Genomic DNA, 15,569 nt, shown 5'->3' on the forward strand with positions numbered 1-15,569 from the left:
CTAGTCTGCGGGCTTGATGACATAGCCCGCCCCGCGCACGGTGTGGATCATCGGCGGATGGTTGGCTTCGATCTTCTTGCGCAGGTAGGAAATGTACAGTTCCACGATGTTCGCCTGGCCGCCGAAGTCGTAGTCCCACACGTGGTCCAGGATCTGGGCCTTGCTGACCACGCGCTTGGGGTTTTCCATCAGGTAGCGAAGCAGCTCGAACTGGGTTGCCGTCAGCTGGATCTCCTCCCCGGCGCGGGTGACTTCCCGGGTGTCCACGTTAAGCACCAGGTCGCCCACCACCAGTTCAGCGGTGTCCATGGCGGCCACCCCGGAGCGCTGCACCAGGCGGTGCAGGCGCAGCAGCACTTCCTCCATGCTGAAGGGCTTGGTGACGTAGTCGTCCCCGCCGGCGGCCAGCCCCACGATGCGGTCCTGGACGGCGTCCTTTGCCGTCAGGAAGAGCGCAGGCACCTCCGGGGCAAAGGCGCGGATCCTGCCCAGCAGCTCTACGCCGTCGAACCCGGGGAGCATGACATCCAGCACCAGGACGTCCGGGTGGAAGTCCTTGGCCAGCTTGACGGCGGTGGGCCCATCCCCGGCCACGGCCACCGACCACCCGGCCATGCGCAGCCCCATGCTCATGAGCTCGGACAGGCTGGGCTCGTCATCCACCACCAGGGCGCGGATGGGGGAGCCGTCGGGGTGGGTGAGCTGCGGAAGGTTGTTGGTCATGGGGTGCGGGGATGCCATGGGACAACCCTCCGATCTGCCGGTTTGCCGATGCTTTGCCGTTGCTGTGTTCCAGCTGTGAGCTCCAGCCTAGCCAGCGGGAACCTCCAGCACACGGAACCGGGGTTTCGTCCGGACCGGGCCTGTGCCTCCAGGTCACAGGCAGGCTTGGCCTGGGGCACAGGCGCCGCACAGCAAACCGGCAGAACCTGATCGAACAACAGGACAGCAGCACCACCACCATCACCACCAAATCAATTCTTGGAGAAAGCCATGGATCAGCAGGACAACCCAGCCGTCCCCGACGCGTCAGCACAGAAGGGGCAGCCGGCACCCGTGTGGGGCGGCGCGCCGGCCGACCACGCCAACGACGCCCCGGCCAACCACGCCAACGACATTCCGGACCATGCCACGTACCAGCCGATTTCGCAGCAGCCTGCACAGGGCTGGGGCGCGCCCGTTCCCGGTTCGCCTTCCGCAGGATGGGGCACGACGCCGGCAGCCGGCCGTGAGCGCCCCGGCACAGGGTGGGGCGCGCCGCAGCCGTACGCGCCAAACGGTTCGCCGCGGACCGGGAAGGGAAGCTGGACTGCAAAGAAGGGTTTGCTGGTGGGTGGAGTAGCGGTGGTAGTTGCCGCCGCAGCCGGTGCCGGCGCCTACGCCGCCGGAAACGGTTCCACTGCTGCTTCAGCAAACAACGGCCTGGGCGCAGGTGCCAATGGCCAGTTCGGTTCCGGCGGGCAAGGCGGCATGAACGGGCAAGGCGGCATGAACGGGCAAGGCGGCATGACCGGCCCGGGTGGCCAAACCGGCACGGACGGCGGCGGGACCGGGCGCGACATGGATGGCGGCATGGGGCTGGACGGCGGTCCCGGTGGACTGGGAATGGGCGGAGCAGGCCTCAATGCAGCGGTCCACTCCGAATACGTGGTGCTGCGGGACTCCAGTTACGTGACCATGGCGGGCCAAACCGGCACCGTGACGGAGATTTCGGCAACCTCCCTGACAGTCAAGAGCGAGGACGGTTTTTCCCGGACCTACGCTGTGGGCAGCGATGTCCAGGTCACACAGGGGATGCGGCAGCGCGGCGGCTCCACCGGCAGCACGTTCAGCCTCTCCAGCGTGACCACCGGAGCGACTGTCCGCATCACGGCCCTAAAGAATGCGGACACCTACACCGCCCAGACCATCCAGCTTGCAGCAGCCGGCACTGCAACAATTCCCAACCCGGGAACCAGCAGTAACTAAGGGCGGGACAATGGGTCCCGCCGTCACGCCCGCTCATCCTGCCTCCGGCCGGAGGATTTTCAGCAGAAAATCCGCCGGGGGCAGGACGAGGGCTGGACACGGGCTACCCTGCGGTGGACGATTCCACGTCAAACGATTGAATTTCGATGCTGTTCGGCGTTGCCGTCTGTTCGCGAATAATATTTCGAGATGGGGTCCGCTTGGGCTGTTCTGCCGGATAAGAGTCGAAATATAAGCCCGCTGCCGAACTAGTGACATCGACCACAATTTCCGGATTTGTCTCACAATGCGGACCCTTCGGTCCATTGTTACTTGCAAGTTGGCATTGTTACGCTGCACACTTCCAATGTGAACAAGAACTCAACAGCACCTGCAGCCGCAGAATATTGGCCCAGCACATCCGCTGCTGCCGACATGCGCTGTTGTCGAATGCACGCCTGACCTTCCCACCCTCCGAAGTTCTTAGGCATTCGCCCCCAAGCCCAGCGTCGGGCGCCCCTCCCCGCTCTGTGCAATCGGGGAAGTCAGCATTCGAGCCGCGAAGACGGCCATTTCACATTGAGGTAAGCATTCCATGTCAGTAGCATCCGGATACGTCCACATCTCTGTCCGTAACGCAGCCAAGGCAGGGCAGCCCTCGGGCCTCCGTCCCGGTTTCGGCCCGCGGCAGGCTCTCGCTCCCTCCACCTCCGGAAGCGGCTTTCCCGGCCAGGGTTTCGCCCCGCAGGGATACAACCCCAACTCCTATGGCCAGCTCCGCGCCGTGCACCCCGCTGAGTCCGCTCCCGTTACTGCCCCTACCCCGGTAATTGCCGGACCAAACGCCGTACGTCCGGTAGCCAATGAGAACGTGGCCCGCGGATTCGTCCTCTACATGGGCATCGACGAGGAAACCGCAGCCGCAGCCGGCACCTCCATCGCCAAGCTCGCGCAGGAAATCCGCGCTTACGCCCAGTCGCTGGTCTCCGGCGCCGAGAGCTACGCCGCCGTGGCCGTGGCCCCCGCCGGCACCCCCGGTTCCGCGCTCGACGTCGTCCGCTCCACCTTCGGCGACCCCACCGTCAACTCCCGCCAGCGCACCGAGGCCCCCCGTCCTGCCCAGCAGCAGGAACCGCGCCCGTCCGGCGTTCTCATCGACCTTGCCCGCCGCGAAGTCCACCTCGACGGCGAATCCCTCAACCTCACCTTCAAGGAGTTCGAACTCCTCAACTACCTCGTGGAGAACGGCACCCGCACCGTGGGCCGCGACGAACTCCTCGAAGGACTGTGGCGCAACGCCGAAGAAGTGCCCAACGAGCGCACCATCGACGTCCACATCCGCCGCCTCCGCTCCAAGCTGGGCCGCCTCGCCAACACCGTCCGCACCGTCCGCGGCCAGGGCTACCGGTTCTACGAGCACCCGGAAGTTGTTGTCTGGGCCGCTCCGGAGTACTCGATCTAAGTCTCTTGCGCACGAAGGCGACCTGTTCCCGTGGAACTGGTCGCCTTCGCTCTCGCGAGGCATCCTTCGGCGCCTGCGCTCGTTCCTCCCCACCGCCACCCTCGCCTCGCAAGCTCGGCCAGGGACCCTGGCGGCGTGGGCCCAACGCAACAACGGCGCTGTCGGGACATGCCGCCTTCCGGCGTTAAGACGGCCCTCTCCAAGCACTGTGCCTCCGCGGCTGCTTGTCCTCGCGTCACTGTGGGCACGCTTTGGGAGCCTTGACTGTAGCTGCCCCCTGATTTCGCGGGCCTTGTCTCGTTGCCTGCACTTGAAAGCGTGCTCTCCGTGACGGCCGTGTCTGCTGTTCCCTCCTGTCCTTGGCTGCGCTTGCGGGGGCTAGGCTTGGGCCATGAGTTCGCACCATGTCCGACGCCTTGTGATCATGCGCCACGCCAAGGCCGACTGGCCCGGCGGGGTGGCCGACCATGAGCGGCCCCTTGAGGAGCGCGGGCACCGGGAAGCTCCGCTGGCCGGCCGATGGCTGCTGAAGCACAACATCGTTCCGGACTTCATCCTGTGCTCCAGTGCCCTGCGGACCCGGCAAACCTGTACGTGGGTCTGCTCGGAACTCGGCGACAAGGCCCCCACGCCCAAGCTTGAAGACGGCCTCTACGCGGCGTCAGCCCTACGGATGCTCACCGTGGTCAACCACGTGCCGGACACGGTGACCACGCTGATGCTGATCGCGCACCTGCCGGGCGTCCAGGACCTGGCCATGCACCTCGCCTCACGGGACTCCGACCACGACGCCTACATGGACGCGGCCACCCGTTTCCCCACCAACGCGCTGACGGTCCTTGAAACCGAGAAGCCGTGGGCGGAACTGGACGGGCAGGACGCCCGGATCACCCGCTTCACAGTTCCCCGCGCACACTAAGGCACCGTTAGGCGGGGCGTCCACTAGGCACCAGGCACGTTGGCGGCGATTTCGCGCAGGAGTCCGGCAACGTGCCGGATCCCCGGGCTGGCCGTCATGGTCCTGCGGTGGACCAGTCCCACCTGGCGGGCCTGGACTGGGTTGACCACGGGTACCGCAGCAACCTCCGGCGGCAGCGCCGGCCGCCCCAGCCGGGGAACGAGGGCAACCGCCACTCCCTGCTCCACCAAGGCGACGTGCGTGGCGAAGTCGGGATCGTAAACCCGGATGTCCGGCACGCGTCCCAGATCGGCGAAGATGCGGAGCAAAGCCTCATTGCAGATCGCCCCGCCCGGAGTGCTGATCCATTTCTCATCAACCAGCTCGGCCGGTTCCACCTCCGGCCGCTGCGCCAACGGGTGGCTGCGGTGAACCAGGACATCAGCCACGTCCTCACACAGCCATTCCAGCGCCAGGTGTTCCGGGATCACCAGCGGCACTGAGTTCCAGTTGTGCACCAGGCCAAGGTCAGCCTCGCCGTTCGCAACTCGCGCCACAGCCTCGCGCGGATCCTCCGCAAGGACGGCAACGCTCAGCGCCGCGCCGGATTGCTCCAGCCGTGCCAGCAATGGGCCTACCAGCCCGCGGCAGGCGGTGGAAAAAGCCACGATCTTCAGGCTGCCGCTCGGCTTCGCAGGGTCTGCCAACAGGGTGGACTGCAGCTCTTCCAGTTCAGCCAAAATGCGGCGGCCATACGCCGCCAGTGCGAGTCCGCGCTCCGTGAGCAGGACCCCGCGTCCGCGGCGCTCCAGGACGGCGAAGCCCGCTTCCTTCTCCAGCTTCTTCACCTGCTGGGAGACGGCCGAGGGGCTGAACCCCATGGCCTCCGCGGCAGCGATGACGGAACCGTGCTGCTCAATTCCTGCCAGTGCCCGGAGTGAGCCGATGTCGATCATGAAGTAAAGGTACATGATCAAGTGCATAAACGAGCGCTGGTGCTTCATCCGCCGCTCTGCGACAGTGGAAGCGTGAACCTGCGAGACTCCCTCCTTGCCGTCCTCGTCGCCCTGCTCTGGGGCCTGAATTTCGTTGCCATTGACATCGGGCTGCACGCGGGCGGGCAGGACTTCCCGCCGCTGCTGTTCGTTGCCATGCGCTTTGTCCTGGTGGTGGTCCCGTGGATCTTCTTCGTCAGGAAACCGGACGTCAGCTGGAAGGCCATCATCGGCGTCGGACTGTTCATGAGTGCCGGCCAGTTCGGTCTTCTCTACCTGGCCATGGCGTTGGGGATGCCCGCAGGGCTTGCGTCGCTGGTCCTGCAGGCGCAGGTGCTGCTGACCGTCCTCCTCGCTGCCGCCTTCCTGGGCGAACGGCCCAGCCGGAGGCAGTTGGCGGGAGTGGTGCTCGGCGTCGCCGGCCTCGCACTCGTGGCCGTGGGGCGCAGCGCCGTGGCCCCGCTGCTGCCGCTGGTCATCGTCCTGGCCGCGGCCCTGTCATGGGCAGCTGGCAATGTCATCGTCCGCAGGGCCAAAGCAGCCTCGGGCCTCGGGCTGGTGGTCTGGTCCGGCGCCGTGGTTCCACTCCCGCTGGGCGGGTTGTCCCTACTGCTGGACGGGCCGGATACCGTGTGGCGCTCACTGTCCACCCTCCAGGCGCCCACCGTCATCAGCGCGCTCTATACCGCGGTTTTCGCCTCGCTGGTGGGCTACGGAATCTGGAACCGGCTCCTTGCCGGCCACCCGTCGTCGGCCGTTGTCCCCTTCACCCTGCTGGTCCCGGTGGTGGGCATGAGCGCCGCCTGGCTGGTCCTTGCGGAGGTGCCGTCGCCAACGGAAATGGCGGGCGGGCTGCTCCTGCTGGGTGGCGTGGCGACGGCGGTGCTGACCAGTGCAGGCAGTCGGCGTCAGCGGCGGGTGGCGGAGCCGCTGCCGGACCTGGGTGCCGGCCTGGCCGCAGGGGATGCCGACGACGGGCGCTTGGCGGCGGCCGCGGGCCCACCGGCCGGGGTACGTGAAGCGGAGGGCCGCTGAGGGGTGGCTGCCTGGGCACCGCTGCGCGGAGCCGCGCTGCGCGGGGCGGCCTGCGGGCGCGGGCGCTGAGCCGCTGGCCTGCCCTGGCCCTGGGCAGTTCCCCTGGCCGCGGGGCGTGCTGCAGGAGAAGTCCCGCGCCCTGCGGGTGAAGGCCTGCGCGCCGCCGTCGTCCGTCCCTTGCCCGGCCACAAGGCTCCCAGGAAGAGGACGCCGAAGGTGGCCGCAAGGGCGCCGGCAGCGCCGATGAAGTAGTTGTCGGGGTCGCGGGTGGGGAGCGGGGTGCCCAGGAAGGAGGACTGGCCGTCGAATGCCAACTCCCAGGTGCTGAGGAACGCCAGGGAAAAGCCAAGGGCGAGCGCGGTCCCGGCCCCTGCGGCCAGCAGGGCAAAGCGCCGCCGCCGGAGCAGGATCTCGGCCAGCGCGGCAAGGTAGGCCAGCGCCAGGACACCCAGGAATGCGACGAACACCGGCTCGGCAAGGGTCATCGCGGTGAGCACCAGCAGCCCCGCAGCGACCACACCGCAGATCACCGCAAACTTTCCGCTCTTTCCCGTATGACGCATGTGCTCCATCATCCCCGAGGAGCAGGCCCCTTCAGGACGTAGCCGCGCATGATGGCCATGATTGCGGCAACACTTTGGTCACGGGTGCGCTCGGGGTTGTACGTCTGCCGGTCCAGGCCCACCACAAAGCAGGCGCCGAAGATGGCCGTCTCCAGGCTGCCCCGGGACACCGAATCATCCACCGGGTAAGCCCCGGCCACCTTCTCCACGGCCTGGCCGATGACTGCCAGAAGCTCCCCGCGCAGGACGGAAAAGGTGCCCTGCCACTCGCTGGGGATCCGCCAGTTTTCACTTACCCAGAGGCGGGCGAAGGAAGGGTACTCCGCCATGAAATCCATGGCCTGCCCGATCATCGCCTCCATGGCCAGCAGCGGGTCGCTGCCCGCTCCTTCGGCGTCGGCGGCCTCGAGCAGTCTCGCCTTGAGGATGTCCACGCCGTGCCGCAGGAGCTGCGCGATCAGCTCGGACTTGCTGCCGAAGTTGTAGTACACGGTGCCCTTGGAAACCCCTGCGGCTGCCGCGATCTCATCGACCGTGACGCTTGCCGCCCCGCGCTCGCCGATCAGTTCCATGGAGGCATCGAAGAGCTTCTGGCGGGTGGCATTCGTCCTGGCCGGGCGGAGGCTTTTGGCAGCGGCCTTGGGTTCAGTGGTCATACTGCAATCTCCGGTTTCAGCGTCTTAAGCGTCCAGTACTTGTTCTTGCGCACCGCGAGCGTGGACAGGACCGCCCCCAGTAGGGTGTAACCCACAAGGCCCGCCAGGGTGGGGAGGATCATGGACAGGTCCCCACCATAGATGAGGTGCCGCATGCCGGTCACCACGTACCCCATAGGCAGGACCTGGTGCACCACGTGAAGCGGCTGCGGCGTGGTCTGCCACGGGAACGTGCCGCCCGACGACACCAGCTGCAGCACCAGGAGGATGAGCACCACCAGCTTACCGGGGGAGCCCAGCAGCGCCACGATGCCCTGGATCAGGGCGCTGAACGCCATGGCCGCGGCCAGCATCAGCAGCCACATCAGGACCGGATGGGCCGGATTGAGCCCCAGTGCCACGTCCGCCACCAGGGTCAACAGCGACGCCTGGACCACAGAGACCAGGAAGAAGGGCAGCCAGCCGCCCAAGGCAATCTTCCACGACGGCGCATTGGACGCCAGTGCCCGCTGCGTGATGGGACGCATGGCCTGGACCAGCATGAAGATTCCGATCCACATGGCCAGCGTGAGGAAGAACGGTGCCAGGCCGGCGCCGTAGGACCCGGCCTTGGCCTGGGAGACGTTGCTGACCGCTACGGGATCGGCCATCACCTGGGACAGGTTGCCCTTCTGGGCATCGTTGGGGTTGGGGACCTGCCCCGCGCCCTTTCCGATCTCGTCGGCCAGCGTCCGCGAGCCCGTGCCTGCCTGCGCCGCACCGTCGGAGACCTGGGCGGCGCCGGCGTCCACCTTGTGAGCGCCATCGGCAAGGCCTGCGGCGCCGTCGACGGCGGACTGCTCACCGGCTGCCAGCGCTGCGGCGCCGCTGTGCAGCTGGTCAGCCCCTGCCGAGGCCTGCCCGATGGCACCTGTGAGTGCCGGCATGCCCGCCGCGAGCTGGGCGGCGCCCGCACTGACTGCCTGTGAACCGTCGGCCAGCTGCTGGACCTGGGCGGCGTCTGTCTGGATTTTGCTCTTGGCCGTTGCCACGGTGCTGGAAGCCGCTGCCGCATCGAAGTCTGCCAGGACCTTATTGGCCTGGTCCTGGGTCAGGACGCCGGAGGCCACCAGCCTGCTGTTGGACTCTACTACCCGGGAGCGGAGGCCTTGGTCTGCGGCGTCCAGCTGGGCGGCCACGTCCTGGACCTTGGCGTTGAGCTGCGCGTTTCCGGCCGCTACCTGGGCGGCGCCGGAAGCGAGCCGTTGGGTGTCTGCGGGCAGGCTGGCTGTCTTGTCCTTGAGGGCTGCCAGGCCGCTGCTCAGTTGCCCCGCGCCGTCTGTTAGCTGGTTGGCGCCGTCGCGGAGCTTCAGCTGGCCGGCGTACAGCTGGTCCGCACCGCTGCTCAGGGCCGAAGTCCCGTCGTGGAGGGTGACCGTTCCGTCCCTGAGCGTAGCCACGCCGTCGGCCAGTTGGGAGGCGCCGTCCGCGGCCTGGACCATCTTGGAGTGGATGGTGCCGAAACCTGTCAGCAACTGGTTGGCGGTCTCCTCGCCCACCTCCTTGGCCACCGTGGAGTGCACGGCAGTGGTCAGCTTGTCCACGATGGTGCTCAGGAGGTAGTTGTTCGCATCGTTCGTGGTGACGTTCAGCATCGCCTGGCTGGCGGAGTCGAAGCTGCCCGGGGACACCAGGTTGGCGGAAAAGTCCTTGGGGATCCGAAGTGCAAAGGCGTACTGCCCGCTCCTGACGCCTGCATCGGCCTCCGCGGAGCTGTCCACCGGAATCCAGTGGAACACGTTGCCGTCCACCAAGCTGTCCGCCACTTTGGCCCCGGCCTCCAGCCGGGCGCCGTCCGCAGCTGTGGCGCCGGAGTCTTCCACCACCAGGGCGGCATCCAGGTTGTTCAGGTGCCCGTAGGGATCCCAGTTCGCGTAGAGGTAGACCGCGCCGTAAAGGAGCGGAACCATGGCCAGAGCCAGGATGGTCAGCTTTGGCAGCAGTCCGCCGGTCATGCGCTTCAGTTCGGAGCGGGCCAGCCGCAGGACAGTCACTTGGCAACCTCGGTTTCGAGTGTGGTTTGGGTGTGTTCCGGGTCCTGCCCGGCTTCTGCGGAGTGCTTGCCGGGATGACTGCCGGCGGAGGCAGTGTCGTCGTCGGCGTGGTCGTCGTCGATCGGGTCGGAGCCGTCGAAAGGGCCGGCAGGGGCAGGGGCGGGCGCGTCATTGCCGATTGCGGCAACCGGGCCGTCCCACCAGGCGGGGACGGCGCTGACTGCCGCAACGACGGCGAGCGGCCGCCCGGCGTCGTACGCCAGCTCCTGGAGGCGCGGCAACCAGGTGAGCGCGTCTGCACTGTGGCGGTCCGGGGAGTCCACCACCAGCAGGTCGGTGCGCGGATTGGCCAGGGCCAGTGCCGTCAACAGCTCAAGCCGCCGCCGGGGTTCCAGCTGCTCCGTCCACAGGTCCGCGATGTCCTCGAACCGGTTGACCTTCAGCCACGGTCCGCTGAGCAACGCCCCCCGGTAGAGGCGGGGTATCAGGGCCAGGTCCTCGGTCACCAGGTCGCGCACGCTGAGGTGTTCCTCGGGCTCGTTCACCCCGGGGGAATCCACCAGGGCCGCTGCCAGCCGTAGCTGCTTGGTCCGCGGGCTGTTGTCCCAGGTGACGTCTCCGCCCGTGGCCTTCATCCTGCCGCTGAGCAGGAGGGACAGGGCGGTCCGCTGGTCCTGGCGCTCGCCGACGACGAGCAGGAGTTCACCGCGGGCGACCGCCAGCGAGGTGGGCGGAAGCAGCGGGTCCCGGCGTCCTTTGGCATGGAGCTGGCGTGCTGAGAGCAAGGCTTGCCTTTCGCAGAAGAAGTCTGCAATAAGGCTAACCGAACTGACTGGTCAGTTCAAATAGGAATCAGAGGCCATACTTCTCCAGCAGGCGGAGCCACACCTCGCTGATGGTGGGGTAGGAGGGAACCGCATGCCAGAGCCGGTCCAGCGGCACCTCGCCCACCACTGCGATGGTGGCCGCGTGCAACAGTTCGGCCACGTCCGGGCCCGCGAAGGTGGCGCCCAGCAGGACCTTGCGGTCCTCGTCCACCACCAGCTGCGCCCAGCCTTCATAGTTTTCCGAGTGCAGTGAGGACCCTGCCACCTGGATGGGCAGTTCCACCGAGGAAGCGTTGTATCCGTCCCTGCGGGCCGCCTGCAGCGTGCGTCCGACGCTGGCCAGCTCCGGGTCGGTGAAGACCACGCTGGGCACGGCATGCTGGTTTGCCGTCTGGGCGTACCGGCTCCAGTCGCCGGGGGAGCCCTTGAGTTCGCCCTTGGCGCGGGCCGCGATGGCAGCGCCGGTGGCACGTGCCTCGTACTTGCCCTGGTGGGTGAAGAGGTTCTTGCCCGCCGCGTCTCCAACGGCGTAGAGCCAGGGCTCGTCGCCGGGTGTTTGCCGGACCAGGCCGGACATGTCCGCCTCCAGGGACAGGTGCCCGTGTTCGTCCGGTTCAAAGCCGACGTTTTCCAGGCCAAGGCCCTCCAGTGCAGGGTGCCTGCCGGTGGAGACCAGCACCTTCTCCGACGTGACCGTGGATCCATCGCCCAGGCTGACGGTGATGGTGCCGTCATCGTTCCCGCTGATCCGTTCCGTAGCGGTATGCAGTCGAAGTTCCACGCCGTCCGCCCGCAGCCCCGCCGCCACCAGTTCGGAGGCCTCTTTCGGAAAGCTGCCCAGCAATCCGCTGCGCGCCACCAGTGTGACGCTGGAGCCCAGCCGGGCAAAGGCCTGGGCCAGTTCGGTCCCGGCCACACCGCCGCCCAGTACCGTCAGCCGGTCCGGCACCTCACTTGCCGAGGTCGCCTCACGGGTTCCCCATACCTGCACGTCCTGCAGGCCTTCGATCGGCGGGGTATTGGGGGCTGAGCCGGTGGCCAGCACCACGGCATGCCGCGCCCGCAGCAGGTGTTGCGTCCCGTCCAGGCCGGCCACTTCCACCGTCTTTGGTCCCGTGAGCCACCCGTGGCCGCGCACCAGCTCGATGCCGGTGTCCTTGACCCATGAAACTTGGCTATCATCCTGCCAGTTGGAAGTGAAGTAGTTCCTGCGTTCCAGGACGGCGGCGGCATCCAGGGTTCGGGTCACCGTTTCCTTGGCGCCAGGGGTAGTTTGCGCTCCATGCAGTGCGGTGCCGGGGCGGAGCAGGGCCTTTGATGGCATGCACGCCCAGTAGGAGCATTCACCGCCCACCAGTTCCGCTTCCACGAGCACGGCCGTGAGCCCGTCCTCTACGACGCGGCCCGCCGCGTTTTCCCCCACGGCGCCTGCGCCGATAACAACAACATCAAATTCGCGCTCAGCGGCCTCGGGCATCATGTGCAAAGCCTAGCCGGGGATGACCCGGCTGACAGCACAAAAAAGGTCCGCACCGGCGAACCGGTGCGGACCTTGTTGGTGCGCCCAAAGGGATTCGAACCCCTGACCTTCTGTTCCGTAGACAGACGCTCTATCCAGCTGAGCTATGGGCGCATTCCGTATCCCGGGAGAAGAACCGCTCTCCCTGAACCTCGAATTACTTTACGCGAGCAGGAGCCTGATGCCAAATCGAAGCGCATGTAATCTCGGCAACTAGACCGGTATAGGTGACCTTTGTCACTTAATTTGGGTTTTTGCGGCAATAATTCCTTGATTTCCCGCGGAATTCACTTTTGGTGACCGGAAATGTCAGTCAGGCTCCCCAAAAACTCCACTGGTCCGGACCATAGCATTTAGGACACACCGATGAACCCGAGGAAGGGAACTGCAATGGGCGATCTGGCGCAGAAGCCGCTGCTTGAGAAAGCACCCACCACACATGCCGGCTTGCTGGCATGGGTCGAAGAGGTTGCTGAGCTTACGCAGCCGGACCGCATTTACTGGGTTGACGGGTCCGAAGAGGAAAACACCCGTCTCACCGACGAGCTCGTTGCTGCTGGAACGCTGACCCGGCTCAACCAGGACCTGTTCCCGAACTCCTTCGCCGCGTTCTCGGATCCTGCTGACGTTGCCCGCGTCGAGGAGCAGACCTTTATCTGCTCCGAAAACAAGCGCGACGCCGGCTTCACCAATAACTGGATGGACCCCCGCGAGATGAAGGACAAGCTGCGCGGGCTGTTCGCCGGTTCCATGCGGGGCCGCACCATGTACGTCATCCCGTTCGTCATGGGCCACCTCGACGCCGAGGACCCGAAGTTCGGCGTGGAGATCACGGACAGCGCCTATGTTGTCGCCTCCATGCGCATCATGGCCAATATCGGTACCGCCGTGCTGGACAAGATCACCGAGACCAACGCCTTCTTCGTCCCGGCACTGCACTCCCTGGGCGCCCCGCTGGAACCTGGCCAGGACGACGTCGCGTGGCCGTGCAACCCCGACAAATGGATCGTCCACTTCCCCGAAGAGCGCTCCATCTGGTCCTTCGGCTCCGGCTATGGCGGAAACGCCCTGCTGGGGAAGAAGTGCTACGCGCTGCGCATCGCCTCGGTGATGGCCCGTGACGAGGGCTGGCTGGCCGAGCACATGCTCATCCTCAAGCTGACCTCGCCGGAAAAGAAGAACTACTACGTTTCCGCCGCCTTCCCCTCCGCCTGCGGCAAGACCAACCTTGCGTTGCTCGATCCCACCATCGAAGGATGGGAAGTGGAAACCCTGGGCGATGACATCACCTGGATGCGGATCGGCAAGGAAGGCGAACTCCGCGCCACCAACCCGGAAGCGGGCCTCTTCGGCGTTGCCCCCGGCACGGGCTGGGGCACCAACCCCAACGCCATGCGCGCCATCGCCAAGGGCCACAGCATCTTCACCAACGTCGCCCTGACCGACGACGGCGGCGTGTGGTGGGAAGGAATGACGGACGAGGTTCCGGCGCACCTGACCGACTGGCAGGGCAACTCCTGGACGCCGGATTCGGACAAGCCGGCTGCGCACCCGAATTCCCGGTTCTGCACGCCCATCGCGCAGATCGACATGCTTGCCGAGGAGTACTACAGCCCGGAGGGTGTGGAACTTTCCGCCATCCTCTTCGGCGGGCGCCGCAAGACCACCGTTCCGCTGGTCACCCAGGCCCGCAGCTGGACCAACGGAATTTTCATGGGCTCAACGCTGTCCTCCGAGACCACTGCCGCGGCCGCCGGCCAGGTGGGTGTGCTCCGCCGCGACCCCATGGCCATGCTGCCGTTCATCGGCTACGACGCAGGCGACTACCTGAAGCACTGGATCAGCGTCTCCGGCAAGGCCAACCCGGAACGCCTGCCCCACATCTTCCTGGTGAACTGGTTCCGCCGCACGGCCGACGGCGGCTTCGCCTGGCCCGGATTCGGTGACAACGCCCGCGTCCTCAAATGGGCCATCGAGCGCATTGAGGGCAAGGCCGACGCCGTCGAGACCCCCATCGGATACGTCCCCGCCGGGCACGCCCTGGACGTCACTGGCCTGGACCTGACCCACGCCCACGTCGAAGACGCCGTCCGCGTCGACCGCGAAGAGTGGGATGCGGAGCTCGCCTCCATCGAGGAGTGGTACGCCAAGTTCGGCGACTCGCTGCCGGATGCCCTGCGCTCCGAGCTCGATTCCCTGAAGGACCGGATGTCCAGGCACTAGCAGCCGCCGCACCTTCCATACGACGACGGCCCCGCACCTTTAGTGAAAGGTGCGGGGCCGTCGCCGTAATAACAGACCTTGAACCTGGGCCGTCCCATCGACTGCTGCCTACTTGTCATTTTCAACCTCCAAAACGACAAGTACGGAGCAATGGAACCAGGTGGGGAATCAGCTGGCGAGCCAGATGTCCGGGCCGAAGACCTCGTAGTGGATGCGGGTGGCCGGGATGCCGGCGTTGATGGCCTCATTACGGATGTTCTTCATGAACGGCAGCGGGCCGCACAGGTACAGGGACGCATTGGCGGGAAGGTCCACTTCACGCAGGGACATGAAGCCTTCCTTGGCCCCGTCCACAGGCTTTTCCAGCCAGAGCTGCAGTTCGGCGCCGTCGAGGCGTTCCACATCGTCCGTCATCTGGCTGCGCAGGGCCCAGCTGTCCAGGGTGCTCTCGGCGTGCAGCACCAGGACCTGCCGGTCGGAGCCGGACTCGGCGAGGGAGCGGAGGATGGAAGCGGTGGGCGTGCAGCCGATGCCGGCAGAGGCCAGGACCACCGGGCCGTCGCCCTCCTTGAGCGTGATCTCACCGTAGGGGTTGGAGATTTCGACGACGTCACCCACCTGGACGGTGTTGTGCAGCACGGGAGAGACTTCGCCGCCACCGTCCAGCTTGGTGGTAAAGGTGCGGCTGGTGCCGGCGTCGCCGGAGAGGGAGTACTGGCGGACCTGCCGCAGGCCGTCCGCAACGGCAACCTTGACGCTGATGTACTGGCCAGGAAGGGCGGGGGTCACGGGGGTGTCATCCGTAGGCTCCAGGGTGAAGGTCATGGACCCGCTTCCCGCGGGAGTCTTCGCGGCAACACGCCAGGGCGTCCACATCCTGTCATTGGCCTGGGCGGCGTAGAGGCCCTTCTCAAGCTTGATCAGTGCATCCGCCATCAGCCAGTAAACCTCCGTCCAGGCTTCGGCGATCTCCGGCGTGATGACCTCAGCCAGGTCCTCTGCTATGGCCGCGAACAGGTGCTCGTAAACCACCTGGTACTGCGGTTCGGTGATGCCCAGGGAGGCGTGCCGGTGGGCGATGCGGGAAAGGACGGTCTCCGGCAGGGTTCCGGGGTTGTTCACCAGGTGGGTGGCGAAAGCGGCGATGCTCCCGGCAAGGGCCTGCTGCTGGTTGCCGGACCGCTGGTTTGAGCGGCTGAACAAGCCATCCATCAGTTCGGGGTGCGCGGCGAAAAGGCGGGCGTAGAAGTTGGGGGTGATGGATCCGATCCGGGAGCCGACCAGCGGCAGGGTGGCCTCGATGACGGGGCGGGACTTGTCCGAGAGCATCTGTACTCCTGAGGTTATGGCCGGGGCCTTCGTCCGGCCGAAGGAAAACTCGTATTTGAAATACAAGTATTTCTGCCTCAGT

Annotated in this window: 12 protein-coding genes and 1 tRNA gene; 5 read left to right on the forward strand and 8 right to left on the reverse strand. The window is 66.4% G+C overall.

Features of this window, described 5'->3' with window-relative positions:
* Positions 1 to 741, reverse strand: coding sequence for a response regulator transcription factor (locus ACIGJD_RS03295; RefSeq protein WP_142131170.1), 741 nt, complete (start codon positions 739 to 741; stop codon positions 1 to 3).
* 252 nt (positions 742 to 993) lie between these two features.
* Here ACIGJD_RS03295 and ACIGJD_RS03300 point away from each other — a divergent pair, with 252 nt between their 5' ends.
* From ACIGJD_RS03300 to ACIGJD_RS03310, 3 genes are all read left to right on the forward strand, one after another.
* Positions 994 to 1,968, forward strand: a complete 975-nt coding sequence (locus ACIGJD_RS03300; protein WP_483688288.1) for a hypothetical protein — start codon at positions 994 to 996, stop codon at positions 1,966 to 1,968.
* 574 nt (positions 1,969 to 2,542) lie between these two features.
* Positions 2,543 to 3,409 carry a winged helix-turn-helix domain-containing protein gene (locus ACIGJD_RS03305; protein WP_483688289.1) on the forward strand — a complete coding sequence of 289 codons (867 nt, stop codon included), beginning with the start codon at positions 2,543 to 2,545 and terminating at the stop codon, positions 3,407 to 3,409.
* Positions 3,410 to 3,800: 391 nt separating this feature from the next.
* The gene (locus ACIGJD_RS03310; RefSeq protein WP_236801049.1) at positions 3,801 to 4,328 is read left to right on the forward strand and encodes a SixA phosphatase family protein; all 528 of its coding nucleotides are present in this window, start codon (positions 3,801 to 3,803) and stop codon (positions 4,326 to 4,328) included.
* 23 nt (positions 4,329 to 4,351) lie between these two features.
* Here ACIGJD_RS03310 and ACIGJD_RS03315 read toward each other — a convergent pair whose 3' ends face one another.
* A complete protein-coding gene (locus tag ACIGJD_RS03315; protein WP_483689417.1) occupies positions 4,352 to 5,263 on the reverse strand; it encodes a LysR family transcriptional regulator in 912 nt (303 codons plus the stop codon).
* 72 nt (positions 5,264 to 5,335) lie between these two features.
* On the opposite strand from ACIGJD_RS03315, the gene ACIGJD_RS03320 reads away from it, so the two are divergent.
* Positions 5,336 to 6,337, forward strand: coding sequence for an EamA family transporter (locus ACIGJD_RS03320; protein ID WP_483688290.1), 1,002 nt, complete (start codon positions 5,336 to 5,338; stop codon positions 6,335 to 6,337).
* Positions 6,338 to 6,908: 571 nt separating this feature from the next.
* Here the strand turns inward: ACIGJD_RS03320 and ACIGJD_RS03325 are convergent.
* The 5 genes from ACIGJD_RS03325 to ACIGJD_RS03345 all read right to left on the reverse strand — a co-directional run bounded on the left by ACIGJD_RS03325 (position 6,909) and on the right by ACIGJD_RS03345 (position 12,049).
* Positions 6,909 to 7,556 (reverse strand): TetR/AcrR family transcriptional regulator, encoded by a 648-nt coding sequence (locus ACIGJD_RS03325; protein ID WP_483688291.1) that lies wholly within the window; start codon positions 7,554 to 7,556, stop codon positions 6,909 to 6,911.
* Entirely contained in the window at positions 7,553 to 9,589 is a 2,037-nt protein-coding gene (locus ACIGJD_RS03330; RefSeq protein ID WP_483688292.1) for a YhgE/Pip family protein, read from the reverse strand. Before ACIGJD_RS03330 ends, ACIGJD_RS03325 begins: the two co-directional genes overlap by 4 nt.
* Positions 9,586 to 10,374, reverse strand: a complete 789-nt coding sequence (locus ACIGJD_RS03335; RefSeq protein WP_483688293.1) for an ABC transporter ATP-binding protein — start codon at positions 10,372 to 10,374, stop codon at positions 9,586 to 9,588. Before ACIGJD_RS03335 ends, ACIGJD_RS03330 begins: the two co-directional genes overlap by 4 nt.
* A gap of 67 nt (positions 10,375 to 10,441) precedes the next feature.
* Positions 10,442 to 11,896 (reverse strand): dihydrolipoyl dehydrogenase family protein, encoded by a 1,455-nt coding sequence (locus ACIGJD_RS03340; RefSeq protein ID WP_483688294.1) that lies wholly within the window; start codon positions 11,894 to 11,896, stop codon positions 10,442 to 10,444.
* A gap of 76 nt (positions 11,897 to 11,972) precedes the next feature.
* Positions 11,973 to 12,049: transfer RNA gene (locus tag ACIGJD_RS03345), tRNA-Arg, on the reverse strand.
* A 276-nt stretch (positions 12,050 to 12,325) separates the two neighbouring features.
* Here ACIGJD_RS03345 and ACIGJD_RS03350 point away from each other — a divergent pair.
* The gene (locus ACIGJD_RS03350; RefSeq protein ID WP_483688295.1) at positions 12,326 to 14,158 is read left to right on the forward strand and encodes a phosphoenolpyruvate carboxykinase (GTP); all 1,833 of its coding nucleotides are present in this window, start codon (positions 12,326 to 12,328) and stop codon (positions 14,156 to 14,158) included.
* A 168-nt stretch (positions 14,159 to 14,326) separates the two neighbouring features.
* On the opposite strand, the gene ACIGJD_RS03355 is transcribed toward ACIGJD_RS03350, so the two are convergent.
* Positions 14,327 to 15,487 carry a globin domain-containing protein gene (locus tag ACIGJD_RS03355; RefSeq protein WP_483688296.1) on the reverse strand — a complete coding sequence of 387 codons (1,161 nt, stop codon included), beginning with the start codon at positions 15,485 to 15,487 and terminating at the stop codon, positions 14,327 to 14,329.
* Positions 15,488 to 15,569: the final 82 nt, after the last annotated feature.

The sequence above is a fragment of the Arthrobacter sp. E1SS-5 genome (assembly GCF_057073715.1).

Bases quoted from the DNA above. Each gene is read 5' to 3' on its own strand.
- ACIGJD_RS03325 (WP_483688291.1), bottom strand. From the start codon at position 7,556: ATGACCACTGAACCCAAGGCCGCTGCCAAAAGCCTCCGCCCGGCCAGG.
- ACIGJD_RS03315 (WP_483689417.1), bottom strand. From the start codon at position 5,263: ATGATCGACATCGGCTCACTCCGGGCACTGGCAGGAATTGAGCAGCAC.
- ACIGJD_RS03355 (WP_483688296.1), bottom strand. From the start codon at position 15,487: ATGCTCTCGGACAAGTCCCGCCCCGTCATCGAGGCCACCCTGCCGCTG.
- ACIGJD_RS03310 (WP_236801049.1), top strand. From the start codon at position 3,801: ATGAGTTCGCACCATGTCCGACGCCTTGTGATCATGCGCCACGCCAAG.
- ACIGJD_RS03305 (WP_483688289.1), top strand. From the start codon at position 2,543: ATGTCAGTAGCATCCGGATACGTCCACATCTCTGTCCGTAACGCAGCC.
- ACIGJD_RS03295 (WP_142131170.1), bottom strand. From the start codon at position 741: ATGGCATCCCCGCACCCCATGACCAACAACCTTCCGCAGCTCACCCAC.
- ACIGJD_RS03350 (WP_483688295.1), top strand. From the start codon at position 12,326: ATGGGCGATCTGGCGCAGAAGCCGCTGCTTGAGAAAGCACCCACCACA.
- ACIGJD_RS03300 (WP_483688288.1), top strand. From the start codon at position 994: ATGGATCAGCAGGACAACCCAGCCGTCCCCGACGCGTCAGCACAGAAG.
- ACIGJD_RS03340 (WP_483688294.1), bottom strand. From the start codon at position 11,896: ATGATGCCCGAGGCCGCTGAGCGCGAATTTGATGTTGTTGTTATCGGC.